At 70.7% G+C, this 14,332-nt stretch carries 10 protein-coding genes; 9 read left to right on the top strand and 1 reads right to left on the bottom strand.

Translation table 11 applies throughout. The features are described from left to right. Positions 1-118 precede the first annotated feature (118 nt). The 3 genes from ACWEV0_RS06520 (at position 119) to ACWEV0_RS06510 (ending at position 3,284) form a co-directional block, all read left to right on the top strand. Positions 119-799 (top strand): helix-turn-helix transcriptional regulator, encoded by a 681-nt coding sequence (locus tag ACWEV0_RS06520; protein WP_453147027.1) that lies wholly within the window; start codon positions 119-121, stop codon positions 797-799. A 48-nt stretch (positions 800-847) separates the two neighbouring features. Beyond that, entirely contained in the window at positions 848-1,930 is a 1,083-nt protein-coding gene (locus tag ACWEV0_RS06515) for an inositol-3-phosphate synthase (protein WP_453147025.1), read from the top strand. Positions 1,931-2,021: 91 nt separating this feature from the next. Beyond that, on the top strand, positions 2,022-3,284 hold the full coding sequence (locus tag ACWEV0_RS06510) for an MFS transporter (protein ID WP_453147023.1): 1,263 nt from the start codon (positions 2,022-2,024) through the stop codon (positions 3,282-3,284). A gap of 96 nt (positions 3,285-3,380) precedes the next feature. Here the strand turns inward: ACWEV0_RS06510 and ACWEV0_RS06505 are convergent, their stop codons facing one another. Beyond that, a complete protein-coding gene (locus tag ACWEV0_RS06505) occupies positions 3,381-4,850 on the bottom strand; it encodes a CCA tRNA nucleotidyltransferase (protein WP_453147022.1) in 1,470 nt (489 codons plus the stop codon). A gap of 223 nt (positions 4,851-5,073) precedes the next feature. Between ACWEV0_RS06505 and ACWEV0_RS06500 the strand changes: the two genes are divergently transcribed. From ACWEV0_RS06500 to trxB, 6 genes are all read left to right on the top strand, one after another. Continuing rightward, positions 5,074-7,461, top strand: coding sequence for a DUF6049 family protein (locus ACWEV0_RS06500; RefSeq protein WP_453147020.1), 2,388 nt, complete (start codon positions 5,074-5,076; stop codon positions 7,459-7,461). Positions 7,462-7,506: 45 nt separating this feature from the next. Then, positions 7,507-9,732 (top strand): murein biosynthesis integral membrane protein MurJ, encoded by a 2,226-nt coding sequence (gene murJ, locus ACWEV0_RS06495; RefSeq protein ID WP_453147019.1) that lies wholly within the window; start codon positions 7,507-7,509, stop codon positions 9,730-9,732. A gap of 129 nt (positions 9,733-9,861) precedes the next feature. Next, on the top strand, positions 9,862-11,574 hold the full coding sequence (locus ACWEV0_RS06490) for a serine/threonine protein kinase (RefSeq protein ID WP_453147017.1): 1,713 nt from the start codon (positions 9,862-9,864) through the stop codon (positions 11,572-11,574). Positions 11,575-11,600: 26 nt separating this feature from the next. Beyond that, positions 11,601-12,305, top strand: a complete 705-nt coding sequence (gene sigM / locus ACWEV0_RS06485; protein WP_453147016.1) for an RNA polymerase sigma factor SigM — start codon at positions 11,601-11,603, stop codon at positions 12,303-12,305. Continuing rightward, positions 12,302-13,204, top strand: a complete 903-nt coding sequence (locus tag ACWEV0_RS06480; protein WP_453147014.1) for a hypothetical protein — start codon at positions 12,302-12,304, stop codon at positions 13,202-13,204. Before sigM ends, ACWEV0_RS06480 begins: the two co-directional genes overlap by 4 nt. Positions 13,205-13,346: 142 nt before the next feature. Beyond that, on the top strand, positions 13,347-14,312 hold the full coding sequence (gene trxB / locus ACWEV0_RS06475; protein ID WP_403794356.1) for a thioredoxin-disulfide reductase: 966 nt from the start codon (positions 13,347-13,349) through the stop codon (positions 14,310-14,312). Positions 14,313-14,332 lie beyond the last annotated feature (20 nt).

Here is a 14,332-nt window from a genome sequence, read left to right as displayed (position 1 = left end):
CAGTGAGGCCGTTCTATCGTCGGGATGTATCGAGTCGATACATCAGTGCGGCACATCGACTCGGCATAGGAGTTTTCCCAGAGGTACGAGAAGAATCCCGAGAGCGGAGGTGGCGGCGATGAGCAGGCGCTCAGGAATCCTCGAGTTCGCCGTCCTCGGCCTGCTCCGCGAGGCCCCGATGCACGGGTACGAGCTGCGCAAGCGGCTCAACACCTCGCTGGGGATCTTCCGGGCGTTCAGCTACGGGACCCTCTACCCCTGCCTCAAGACGCTGGTCGCCAACGGCTGGTTGATCGAGGAGCCGGGCAGCGCCCCCGAGGAGGCCGTGGCGGCTTCACTCGCGGGGCGCCGCGCCAAGATCGTCTACCGGTTGACGGCCGCCGGTAAGGAGCACTTCGAGGAGCTCCTCTCCCACACCGGCCCGGACGCCTGGGAGGACGAGCACTTCGCCGCCCGCTTCGCCTTCTTCGGCCAGACGGAGCGCGAGGTGCGGGTGCGGGTGCTGGAGGGCCGCCGCAGCCGGCTGGAGGAGCGTCTGGAGAAGATGCGCGCCTCCCTGAACCGGACGCGCGAGCGCCTCGACGACTACACGCTTGAGCTGCAGCGCCACGGAATGGAGTCCGTGGAGCGCGAAGTGCGCTGGCTGAACGAGCTCATCGAGAGCGAGCGGGCGGGCCGGGATCAGCGATCCCGTTCCGACGCCCCCGCTCAGCAGCACGGAAATTCTGGAGAAACGGGCGGCCTGCCCCGGCACGGGGGCAGTACCCGGCCGGATCCGTCCGACGACACCGACAAGTGAAACCCTGCTCACCGCAGGGCTTCCACGACACACAGGGAGCAACCGGAAATGGGTTCGGTTCGCGTAGCCATCGTCGGCGTGGGCAACTGCGCCGCCTCGCTGGTGCAGGGCGTCGAGTACTACAAGGACGCCGACCCGGCGACCAAGGTGCCCGGCCTGATGCACGTCCAGTTCGGCGACTACCACGTGGGTGACGTCGAGTTCGTGGCCGCGTTCGACGTGGACGCGAAGAAGGTCGGCCTCGACCTGTCGGACGCCATCGGCGCCAGCGAGAACAACACCATCAAGATCTGCGACGTCCCCAACAAGGGCGTCACGGTCCAGCGCGGTCACACCCTCGACGGTCTCGGCAAGTACTACCGCCAGACCATCGAGGAGTCCGCCGAGGTCCCGGTCGACGTCGTCCAGGTCCTCAAGGACAAGCAGGTCGACGTTCTCGTCTGCTACCTGCCCGTGGGCTCCGAGGACGCCGCGAAGTTCTACGCGCAGTGCGCCATCGACGCCAAGGTCGCCTTCGTCAACGCCCTCCCGGTCTTCATCGCCGGCACCAAGGAGTGGGCGGACAAGTTCACCGAGGCCGGTGTCCCGATCGTCGGTGACGACATCAAGTCCCAGGTGGGCGCCACCATCACGCACCGCGTGATGGCGAAGCTCTTCGAGGACCGCGGTGTCCGTCTCGAGCGCACCATGCAGCTGAACGTCGGCGGCAACATGGACTTCAAGAACATGCTCGAGCGCGAGCGCCTGGAGTCCAAGAAGATCTCCAAGACGCAGGCCGTCACCTCCCAGATCCCTGACCGGGACCTCGGCGAGAAGAACGTCCACATCGGCCCCTCGGACTACGTGGCCTGGCTGGACGACCGCAAGTGGGCGTACGTCCGCCTCGAGGGCCGCGCCTTCGGTGACGTCCCGCTGAACCTGGAGTACAAGCTCGAGGTGTGGGACTCCCCGAACTCCGCGGGTGTCATCATCGACGCCCTGCGCGCCGCGAAGATCGCCAAGGACCGCGGCATCGGCGGCCCGATCCTCTCCGCGTCGAGCTACTTCATGAAGTCCCCGCCGGTCCAGTACTTCGACGACGAGGCCCTGGCCAACGTCGAGAAGTTCATCAAGGGCGAGGTCGAGCGCTGACCTGACGGTCCCGCAGACCGTTCGACGGCTCGATGACGAGGGTCCCCGTGGCACTGCCCGGGGGCCCTCGTCGTATGTGAGTCTTGCTGCCATGTCCGTCGTGCGTGATCTGCGCGTCCTGCTGCGCCTGCACAACTTCCGCCGCCTGCTCGCGGTGCGGCTGCTCTCCCAGTGCGCCGACGGCGTCTACCAGGTCGCCCTGGCCACCTATGTCGTCTTCTCCCCCGAGAAGGAGACGAGCCCCGCCGCCATCGCCTCCGCCATGGCCGTCCTGCTGCTCCCCTACTCCTTCGTCGGCCCCTTCGCCGGAGTCCTGCTCGACCGCTGGCAGCGGCGTCAGGTCTTCCTCTACGGCAATCTGCTGCGCACCGTCCTGGCCGCCGGGACCGCGCTGCTCATGCTGGCCTCGGCGCCCGACTGGCTCTTCTACGCCTCCGCCCTCTCCGTCACGGCCGTCAACCGCTTCGTCCTGGCCGGACTCTCCGCCGCGCTTCCGCGCGTGGTGGACGACGAGCGGCTGGTCGTCGCCAACTCGCTCTCCCCGACCGCCGGCACCCTGGCCGCGACGCTCGGCGGCGGACTGGCCTTCGCGATGCGGCTGGTCGCCGACAACTCCGACGCCGCCGTCGTCCTCCTGGGCGCCTTCCTCTACCTCTGCTCCGCCCTCACCTCACTGCGGATGTCCCGCGAGCTCCTCGGGCCGGACCCGGAGCTGGTCCAGCCCCGGCTCGTCAGCGCGCTGTCCTCCACCGCGCGCGGACTGGTGCACGGGTTGCGCCACCTCGCCGAGCGCCGCCCGGCCGCCCATGCGCTCGCCGCGGTCACCCTCATGCGCTTCTGTTACGGCGCGCTGTTCGTCACCGTGCTCATGCTCAGCCGGTACGCCTGGAGCACCACGCAGGCGCAGGGCCTGGCCGTGCTCGGCCTGGCCGTCGCCGCCTCCGGCGCCGGCTTCTTCGCCGCTGCGGTGCTCTCGCCCGCGGCGGTCGGGAAGCTCGGCCCGTTCGGCTGGATCACGCTCTGCGCGGCCGCGGCCGCCGTGCTGACCCCCGCCCTGGGACTGACCTTCGCCCGGACGCCGTTCCTCGTGGCGGCCTTCTCCCTCGGACTGATCACCCAGGGAGCGAAGATCGCGACGGACACGGTCGTGCAGATCTCCGTGGACGACGCCTATCGCGGCCGGGTCTTCTCCCTCTACGACGTGCTCTTCAACGTCGCCTTCGTCGGCGCGGCCGGGGTAGCGGCCCTCATGCTCCCGCCGGACGGGCGATCCCCCGCCATCGTCCTGCTGGTGTCCGCCCTCTACGCGGCCATCGCGCTGGCCCTATGGCGAGCGGGGCGACGTTTCACGTGAAACATCGCCCCGCTGGTGTCGCATGCCGGTGCCGGTCCGCCGATGTTTCACGTGAAACACCCGCCGTGAAACACCGGCCGTGCTCCGGCGTCCGCGTCAGGCGTCCTGGGTCGCCCACCACTCCTTGAGCGCGGCGACGGCGTCGTCGTACTCCATCGGCCCGTTCTCCAGGCGCAGCTCAAGCAGGAACTTGTAGGCGCGGCCGACGACCGGCCCGGGACGGACGCCCAGGATCTCCTGAATCTGGTTGCCGTCGAGGTCGGGACGGATCGAGTCCAGCTCCTCCTGCTCCTGGAGCCGGGCGATGCGCTCCTCCAGGCCGTCGTAGGCGCGGGAGAGCGCGGCTGCCTTGCGCTTGTTGCGGGTGGTGCAGTCGGAGCGGGTCAGCTTGTGGAGGCGGGAGAGCAGCGGCCCCGCGTCGCGGACGTAGCGGCGGACGGCGGAGTCGGTCCACTCGCCCGTGCCATAGCCGTGGAAGCGCAGGTGCAGCTCCACCAGCCGCGAGACGTCCTTGATCATCTCGTTGGAGTACTTCAGCGCGGTCATGCGCTTCTTGGTCATCTTCGCGCCGACCACCTCGTGGTGGTGGAACGAGACCCGGCCGTCCTTCTCGAAGCGGCGGGTGCGCGGCTTGCCGATGTCGTGGAGCAGCGCGGCGAGCCGGAGCACCAGGTCCGGGCCGTTCTCCTCCAAGGCGATCGCCTGGTCGAGGACGGTGAGCGAGTGCTCGTAGACGTCCTTGTGCCGGTGGTGCTCGTCGCTCTCCAGGCGCAGGGCCGGAAGCTCGGGAACGACGTACGCGGCCAGCCCGGTGTCGACGAGGAGACCGAGACCCTTGCGCGGGTGCGCAGACAGCAGGAGCTTGTTGAACTCCTCACGGATGCGCTCGGCGGAGACGATCTCCAGCCGGCCGGCCATCTCCGTCATGGCGGTGACGACCTCGGGGGCCACCTCGAAGTCCAGCTGCGCGGCAAAGCGCGCGGCCCGCATCATGCGCAGCGGGTCGTCGGAGAAGGACTCCTCCGGCGTGCCGGGGGTGCGCAGCACCCGCTCGGACAGGTCCTCCAGACCGCCGTGCGGGTCGATGAACTCCTTCTCGGGGAGTGCCACGGCCATGGCGTTGACGGTGAAGTCTCGCCGGACCAGGTCCTCCTCGATGGAGTCGCCGTAGGACACCTCGGGCTTGCGCGAGGTGCGGTCGTACGCCTCCGAGCGGTACGTGGTGATCTCCACCTGGAAGTTCTGGTCAGCGTCTCCGACGCGGGCGTGCTTCTGGCAGCCCACGGTGCCGAACGCGATCCCGACCTCCCAGACGGCGTCGGCCCAGGGACGGACGATCTTCAGCACGTCCTCGGGGCGGGCGTCGGTCGTGAAGTCCAGGTCGTTGCCGAGACGGCCGAGGAGGGCGTCCCGTACCGAGCCGCCGACCAGCGCGAGGCTGAACCCGGCCTCCTTGAAGCGGATGGCGAGGTCGTCGGCGACGGGGGACACGCGCAGCAGCTCGCTGACGGCGCGGCGCTGCACCTGGCTCAGCGCGGTGGGGGTCTCTTCATTGGCGTTCGGCACAACAGAAAAGGGTACGTGCCCCGGCTCACCGCCATGCCCTCGTTTTCCGGCGGGCACGCCGGGCCCCGGCCCCGGCCGTGCTCCCGTGCGCGCCTTCGCCTGGAGCAGTCCCCGGCACTTGGCCCCCGCGTGCCTCGTTACCATGCCTGGACACAGCAACCGGAGACCCCCAACAAACTCCTTCACCACTGGCACCACTGACAACGACGAGGACGGGCGACGCGTGGCCGAGGCGGCAGCTATCCAGGGGACCACTCCCTCACCTGCCCGCCGCTGGCTGCGGCGCACGGCCTCCCTCGCCGTGGCGGCCCCGCTCCTCGCCGGGCTCCTCCAGGGCCTGCCCGCGCCCGCCGCCCAGGCGGCCGAGAGCGCGAGCGGAAACAACGGCGTGGACGTGTCGGTCGACACACTGACGCCGAACGCGCCTGTGGAAGGCGACACACTCACCATCACGGGCACGGTCACCAACGAGACCAGGCAGTCCGTGACGAATGCCACGGTCGACCTCCGGGTCGGCCCGCGGATGACCAGCCGGAGCGAGATCGACGATGTCGCCGACCGGGACGGTGTCCGCTACGGCAGCGACCCCGCTCCCCTCGGCGGTGCCTACACGGTCAAGATCCCCAAGCTGGGCGCCGGGCTCAGCCGTGACTTCACGCTGTCGGTGCCGGTGTCGAAGCTGGGTCTCGACGACGCGGGCGTCTATCAGCTCGGCGTCTCGCTGTCGGGCCACACCGTCGGCCAGCCCTACGAGCGGCTGCTCGGCATCGAGCGGACCTTCCTGCCGTACCAGCCGGACGAGGCCGAGAAGAAGACCAAGCTCACCTATCTCTGGCCGCTCATCTCCACGTCGCACGTCTCCGCCGAGACCGGCGCGAACCTCCAGCAGACGCCGGTCTTCGAGAACGACGACCTGGCCGCCGATCTCGCCCCGGGCGGCCGGCTCAACGAGATGGTCTCGCTCGGCAAGGACCTCCCGGTCACCTGGGTGATCGACCCGGACCTGCTCGCCAGCGTCACCGCGATGACCGAGCCGTACATGGTCAAGAGCGGCGCGACCGAGGTGCCGGGCCGGAACCAGGACGTCGCCGAGCGCTGGCTGGACGCCCTGGAGAAGGCCGTGCAGGGCCACAAGGTCGTCGCTCTGCCGTTCGCCGACCCCGACCTGGCCTCCCTCGCCCACCACGGCAAGGAGGTCCCGGGCTCGCTCAGCCACCTCCAGCAGGCGTCCGCGCTGGCCTCGACCACGGTCGAGACGATCCTCCACGTGAAGCCGTCCACCGACTTCGCCTGGCCCGTCGACGGGGCCGTCGACGCCTCGATCATGGCCGTCGCCACCTCGGCGGGCGCGCACAACGTGATCGCCCGCAGCGACAGCTTCCGCGACGACCTCTCGTACACGCCGACCGCGGCCCGCCCGGTCGGCGGCGGCACCACCGCCGTGGTCAGCGACGCCGGTCTGTCGAAGGCGTTCCAGGGCGACCTCATCAGGGCGGACAACTCCACCCTGGCCGTCCAGTCCTTCCTCGCCCAGTCGCTGGCCACGACCCTGGAGCTGCCCGAGAAGCAGCGCAGCGTCGTGGTCGCCCCGCAGCGCATGCCCACCATCGCGCAGGCACAGAGCATGGCGACGGCGCTGCAGGCGCTCGGCGCCAAGCGCTGGACGGAGCCGGAGGACCTGCCGGCCGCCGCCGCGGAGACGCCCGACCCGGACGCCTCGACGCGGATCCCGAGCAGCCGCTCGTACCCGAAGAAGCTGCGCGCCCAGGAGCTCGACACCAAGGCCTTCCTCAAGATGAAGGACACCCGGGACGAGCTGGACGACTTCCGGGTCATCCTGACCGCCCCGGACCGCGTGGTGCCGCCGTTCACCAACGCGATCAGCCGTGAGATGTCGACGTCCTGGCGCGGTGAGGCCCCCTCGGCCGCCCTCTACCGCGAGGAGGTCCTGCGCTATCTGCAGAGCCTCACCGAAGAGGTGCAGCTGATCAAGAAGTCCGACCTCACGCTGTCCGGGCGGAGCGCCACCATTCCGGTGACCGTGCAGAACCGCCTGCTGCAGGGCGTCGACCATCTGGTGCTGCGGCTGCAGTCCGGCAACAAGAACCGAGTGAAGCTGGACGGCGAGGGCACCGCCGAGGAGCCTGTGAAGATCAACGGCGGGCACAGCCAGTCGGTGAAGTTCAACGCCTCGGCCAACGCCAACGGCCCGGTGACGATGACGGCCCAGCTCTACACCGAGGACGGCACGCCCTACGGTGCTCCGATGACCTTCACCGTGAAGGTCTCCGAGATCACTCCGACGGTGATGCTCGTGATCGCCGGCGGTGTACTGCTGCTCGTCCTCGCCGGCATCCGGATGTACTCCCAGCGCAAGCGGGCAGCCGCCCGGAACGCCGAGGCCGAGGCCGCCGCCGAGGCCGCTGACGGCACCGAAGCGGAGGCGGATGCCTCTCCCGCTGCCGCCGACAGCACTGGCGAGACCCGCGCGGGCGGCGCCGAAACGGAACCGGACGCGGGCCCGGAGACGGCGCAGCCGAGTGACCCCACGCCGGACACCGGGCCCGAAAGCGGCGACCCGTCCGGCACGGGTGAGAAAGTGGACCGTTGAGCGATGTCGTGGCCGGTCGGCCGGGGACGATGAGGTGGGGTAACCATGAACGCGCCGTACGACGGTGACCGCGGCCAGGGCGCGGGCAACGCGCCGTCCGGTGGGACGCCCGCGACCCCGGCACCCGGCCCAGGGCCGGTCCCGCCGCCGCAGCAGCCCGCCCCGGACCCCCGCGCGCCGCAGCAGCAGAACCCGTACGCCCCGGACGCCTACGGCCAGGACCCGTACGTCCAGGACGCCTTCGCCCACGACCCGTACCAGGCGCGGGACCTCTCCGCCCAGGACCCGGTGGGCGAGGCGCTCTACGACCGGGCCGCGCACCCGCCGCCCCCGCCGGGCACCTACGCCGAGCCGCAGCCGCTCTACCAGCAGCCGGCCGCGCCCGCGCACGCCCCGGACCCGCGCGTCTGGGCCCAGACCCCGGCGCCCGAGCCCGACGGCCCCTCGCGCCACCTGCCGTACGGCGACGACGCCCGCACGGTCCAGTTCACCGGCGTCGACGACCTGGTGACCTCGGCGGGGGAGGAGGAGCCGGAACCCGACGCCTTCGCCCACCTCTACCGGGACCAGCAGGCGCCCGGCCAGGTGCCGCCGCCCGCTCCGGAGCCGAACCCCATGCCCGCGCCCGCCCCGAAGAAGGCCGGCCGCGCCTCCGGGCTGCTCAAGTCGAGCGCCGTGATGGCCGCCGGCACCCTCGTCTCCCGTCTCACCGGCTTCGTCCGCAGCCTGGTGATCACCGGCGCCCTCGGCGCCGCGCTGCTCGGTGACACGTACACCGTCGCCTACACGCTGCCGACGATGATCTACATCCTCACCATCGGCGGCGGCCTCAACTCGGTCTTCGTGCCGCAGCTGGTCCGCTCGATGAAGAACGACGAGGACGGCGGCGAGGCGTACGCCAACCGCCTGCTGACCCTCGTCATGGTGGCGCTCGGCGTGATCGTCACCATCGCCGTGTTCGCGGCACCGGTGCTGATCCGGCTGATGTCGAGCACCATCGCCGACGACGCGGCCGCGAACAGCGTCGCCGTCACCTTCGCCCGCTACTGCCTGCCCACCATCTTCTTCATGGGCGTGCACGTGGTGATGGGTCAGATCCTCAACGCCCGCGGCAAGTTCGGCGCGATGATGTGGACCCCGGTCCTCAACAACATCGTCATGATCACCACGTTCGGCCTGTTCATCTGGGTCTACGGCACCTCCGCCGAGTCCCACATGGGCGTCCAGACGATCCCCGACGACGGCGTCCGGCTGCTCGGCATCGGCACCCTGCTCGGCCTCGTCGTGCAGGCCCTGGCGATGATCCCGTACCTGCGCGAGACCGGCTTCCGCTTCCGCCCCCGCTTCGACTGGAAGGGCCACGGCCTCGGCAAGACCGTCAAGCTGGCCAAGTGGACCGTACTGTTCGTGCTCGCCAACCAGGCCGGTGTCCTGGTCGTCACCCAGCTCGCCACCGCGGCCGGTGAGGCGTCCGGCAAGAACGGCGCCGGCTTCCTCGCCTACTCCAACGCCCAGCTGATCTGGGGCATGCCGCAGGCCATCATCACCGTCTCCGTCATGGCCGCCCTGCTGCCCCGCATCTCCCGCGCCGCCTCCGACGACGACCCGGGCGCCGTCCGCGACGACATCTCCCAGGGCCTGCGCAACTCGGCCGTGGCCATCGTCCCGATCGCCTTCGCCTTCCTGGCCCTCGGCGTCCCGATGTGCACCCTGCTCTACGCCTCCAGCGGCGTCGAGGCAGCCCAGGGCATGGGCTTCATCCTGATGGCCTTCGGCCTCGGCCTGATCCCCTTCTCCGTGCAGTACGTGGTGCTCCGCGGCTTCTACGCCTACGAGGACACCCGGACGCCCTTCTACAACACCGTCATCGTCGCCGCCGTCAACGCGGCCGCCTCGGCCGTCTGTTACGTGGTGCTGCCCGCCCGGTGGGCCGTCGTCGGCATGGCCGCCTCCTACGGCCTTGCCTACATGGTCGGTGTCGGCGTCGCCTGGCGCCGGCTGAGCAAGCGCCTCGGCGGCGACCTGGACGGCGCCCACGTCATCCGCACCTACGCCCGGCTGTGCCTGGCCTCCCTGCCGGCCGCCGTCGCCGCAGGAGCCGTCGGCTTCGCCCTCCTGAAGGTGCTCGGCGAAGGGGCCCTGGGCTCGCTCGCCGCCCTCGTCGTCGGCAGCGTGGTCCTGCTCGGGGTCTTCTTCGTGGCGGCCAAGCGCATGCGGATCGCGGAGCTCAACTCGATGGTCGGCATGGTCCGCGGCCGTCTGGGACGCTGATCGAACGACAGGTGCGCGGGGTTCGCACAACCATCGTCTGCCGACGCGTGTCGTGCATAGCGCCGGACTGTGGGCACAATTGGCATGGCTGTTGGATGTGGCGCAACGGATGGGGAGGCAGGAACGACGGTGGCGGAACGTAGCACGGCTGCCGTCGACGTGGCCGACAACAGCGGTGACGACCCGCTGACCGCCAAGGCGGACACGGCCGCGACCGACGGGGTGGCGGAAGCGCAGAAGAAGGCGGACACGTCCGCCGAGGCCACGAAGAGCAAGGCGGTCGAACGACAGAACGGCGAACAGTCCTCCATCACCGCACCCGAACTGCACAGCGGCCACAAGCTGGCGAGACGGTACCGGCTGGAGGAGTGCGTCACCCGACTGGACGGATTCAGCAGCTGGCGTGCCGTCGACGAGAAGCTGCGGCGCGCCGTCGGCGTGCACATCCTGCCCGCCGACCACTCCCGCGCCCGCTCCGTCCTCGCCGCCGCCCGCTCCGCCGCGCTGCTCGGCGACCCGCGGTTCGTGCAGGTCCTCGACGCGGTCGAGGAGAACGACCTCGTCTACGTCGTGCACGAGTGGCTGCCCGACTCCACCGAGCTGACCGCGCTGCTCGCGGCCGGCCCCATGGAGCCGCACGACGCCTACCAGCTCGTCAGCCAGGTCTCCCAGGCCATGGCCGCGGCGCACCGCGAGGGCCTGTCGCACCTCCGGCTCACGCCGAGCGCCGTGCTGCGCAGCTCCACCGGCCAGTACCGGATCCGCGGACTCGCCGTGAACGCCGCCCTGCGCGGCATCAGCGCCGAGCGCCCGCAGCGCACGGACACCGAGGCGATCGGGGCCCTCCTCTACGCGGCGCTCACCCAGCGCTGGCCGTACGAGAACGACGCCTACGGCCTCTCCGGCCTCCCCAAGGGCGTCGGGCTGCTCGCCCCCGACCAGGTTCGTGCGGGCGTCCACCGTGGCCTCTCGGAGATCGCCATGCGCGCCCTGGCGAACGACGGGGCCACGGCCTCGCGCCAGGAGCCGCCCTGCACCACGCCGGACGAGCTGGCGAAGGCCGTCGCGGCGATGCCGCGCATCCGGCCGCCGGAGCCGGAGTTCCCGCTCCCGGCGCCGCCCGAGTACCAGCGCACCACCTACCAGCAGGGCACCTACGGGCGTCCTCAGCCGCGTCCCGTGGTCACCCAGCCGGTCATGGTCCCGCCGCCCCCGCTGCAGAGCCGTACCGGCAAGGCGCTCAAGTGGGCCGTCTCGGCCCTGCTGATCGCCGCCCTTGGACTGGGCAGCTGGCAGATCGCGGACCGGCTCCTGGACAAGGACAGGACGGCCGAGACCCCGCCGACCCAGCCGCAGACGCCCAACGAGGACAACAAGGAGCCGGCGGCGAACGGCAAGCCGGTCTCGATCGTCGACGCCCGGGACTTCGACCCGCAGGGCAGCGACGGCGCCGAGAACCCCCGGGACATAAAGAACGCCTACGACGGTGACCCGAACACCTCGTGGACGACCAGCAGTTACAAGGGGTACTCGAAGCTCGGCAACCTGAAGGACGGGGTCGGCATCATCCTCGACCTCGGCAAGGTCCAGCAGGTCGCCAAGGTCGAGGTCGCCTTCCACGGCGTCACGACGGTAGAACTGCGCACGACTCCCGAGAGCTTCTCCTCGCAGCCCAGCCAGCTGGGCGACTTCCGCAGGCAGATCGCGGGCACGGGGACCGATGTGTCCCTCACCCCCGGCAAACCGCTGAAGACGCGATACGTTCTCGTCTGGCTGACCGATCTGCCGGCCGGCGGAGACGGCTACCGGGGCGAGATCTCGGAGATCAGGATCACCAGCTGACGTCACCCCGGGGGAGGGGCTCACCGTTGGACGACGTCCCGCGCGACGAGCGGAGCGACCAGGATCTGCTGGCCGACCATGTGGCCGGCGATCCTGACGCCTTCGGTGAGCTCGTACGGCGCCACCGCGACCGGCTGTGGGCGGTGGCCCTGCGGACGCTGGGGGACCGCGAGGAGGCCGCTGACGCCGTCCAGGACGCCCTCGTGTCGGCCTTCCGGGCCGCCCATACCTTCCGGGGCCAGTCGGCCGTCACGACCTGGCTGCACCGCATCACGGTGAACGCCTGTCTGGACCGGGCCCGGAAGACGGCCTCACGCCGGACCTCACCCGTGGACGACACCGCACGGTTCGAGCAGCTCCTCGAACCGCACGAGTCGGCCGAGGCACCCGCCGAGCGGCAGGATCTGCACCGCCAGCTCCTGGCCGCGCTCGCCACGCTGCCGGCGGAACAACGGGCGGTGCTCGTCCTGGTCGACATGCAGGGATACCCGGTGGCCGAGGCCGCTCGTATCCTCGATGTCCCCACCGGGACCGTGAAGAGCCGCTGTGCTCGCGGGCGGGCGAGGCTGCTGCCGATGCTCACTCATCTGCGCGGGGACACGGTGGGTAACGAAGGCCCCGACGGGGGAAGGAACCGGACGCCGGGGGCATCCGTCCCACCGGTGCCGGGACCGACGGATACCGGACCGAGCAATGCAGCTGCTGTGAAGGGCGGAGGTGGGCGCGCGTGACTTCCACGGCCGACACGACTCAGCACCCGGACGTCGCGGAGATCTCCGATCTCACCGAGGGCCTGCTCTCCCCCGCCCGCAGCGCGGCCGTACGGCAGCATCTCGACGCCTGTTCCCTCTGTGCGGACGTACGGACCTCCCTGGAGGAGATCCGCGGGCTCCTGGGCACCCTGCCCGGGCCGCCCCGGATGCCCGCCGAGATCGCCGGGCGGATCGATGCCGCCCTCGCTGCGGAAGCCCTGCTGAACGCGACCGCGCCGGACTCCGAGGCGTCTGTTTCACGTGAAACATCGCACCCCCGCCCCGCGCGATCCGTCCCGGCCGACCGTCCCGCGGACCGGCCCGCCGGGCGTCCCTCCGCCTCCACCGGCCCCGGCCGGCCGCGCCGCTCCCGCCGCCGGATCGCCGCCCTCGGCGCGGTCTTCGGCGCCGCAGCCCTGGGCCTGGGTCTGTTCTTCACCCAGTCGGGCGCACTCGGCGGCGCCACCTCGGCCGGCGACAAGAAGGCCGATGCCGTCGTCGCAGCGAGCGCCGCCCAGTTCGACGGCCGGCCCGTCGAGTCCACCGTGCAGGACCTGCTGCACCGGAACAGCAGCTTCAAGGCACCCCAGGACCGCAGCGCCTCCCCTGAGTCGCTCTCGGCCGAGACCGGCGGCGACGGACAGACGCGCAAGGCCGGCGCCACCCTGCCCGACTGCGTCAGGGCCGCCACCGGCCGCACCGACCCGGTCCTCGGCTTCCAGCAGGGCGACTACCAGGGGACACCCGCCTATCTCGTCGTCCTTGCCGACACGACGGACAGCGGCCGGGTGCAGGCGTTCGTGGTCGACGGCTCCTGCACGTCCGGCGGGAACGGCAAGGCTGGGGTGCTGCTGAACGAGTCCGTCCCACGCTCCTGACCTCGGGCTCCGTCTCTGCGCCGTGCCGCGTGGCCGACTCGGGAATGCTCGCCCCGTAGGATCCGTTGGGTGGGGTGAGAGTCACCCATCCGAGGCCGCCCCCGTAGGCAGTAGGCAGTCTGCAGAGACGAGGAAGAAACCCGTGAGCGACGTCCGTAATGTGATCATCATCGGCTCCGGTCCCGCGGGTTACACCGCCGCGCTGTACACCGCACGCGCGTCGCTGAAGCCGCTCGTCTTCGAGGGTGCGGTCACCGCCGGTGGCGCCCTGATGAACACGACCGAGGTGGAGAACTTCCCGGGCTTCCGTGACGGCATCATGGGCCCTGACCTCATGGACAACATGCGCGCCCAGGCCGAGCGTTTCGGCGCCGAGCTCGTTCCGGACGACGTCGTCGCCGTGGACCTCACCGGTGACATCAAGACCGTCACGGACACGGCCGGCACCGTGCACCGCGCCAAGGCCGTCATCGTCACGACCGGCTCCCAGCACCGCAAGCTCGGCCTGCCGAACGAGGACGCCCTCTCCGGTCGCGGTGTCTCCTGGTGCGCCACCTGCGACGGCTTCTTCTTCAAGGACCAGGACATCGCCGTGGTCGGCGGCGGCGACACCGCGATGGAGGAGGCCACCTTCCTCTCGCGCTTCGCCAAGTCCGTGACGATCGTCCACCGCCGTGACACGCTGCGCGCCTCCAAGGCGATGCAGGAGCGTGCCTTCGCCGACCCGAAGATCAAGTTCGCCTGGGACAGCGAGGTCGCCGAGATCCACGGCGACCCGAAGCTCTCCGGTCTGACCCTGCGCAACACCAAGACGGGCGAGACGAGCGAGCTGCCGGTGACCGGTCTCTTCATCGCCGTCGGCCACGACCCGCGCACGGAGCTCTTCAAGGGCCAGCTGGAGCTGGACGAGGAGGGCTACCTGAAGGTCGACGCCCCGTCCACCCGCACCAACCTCACGGGTGTCTTCGGCGCCGGCGACGTCGTCGACCACACCTACCGCCAGGCGATCACCGCCGCCGGCACCGGCTGCTCCGCCGCCCTCGACGCGGAGCGCTTCCTGGCCGCCCTCTCCGACAGCGAGAAGCTGGCCGAGACCCCCGCGGTCTGACCCCTACGCCTTCCTCACCC

It is taken from the genome of Streptomyces sp. NPDC003943, assembly GCF_053605265.1.
This window is presented reverse-complemented; position numbering and strand designations above follow the sequence as displayed.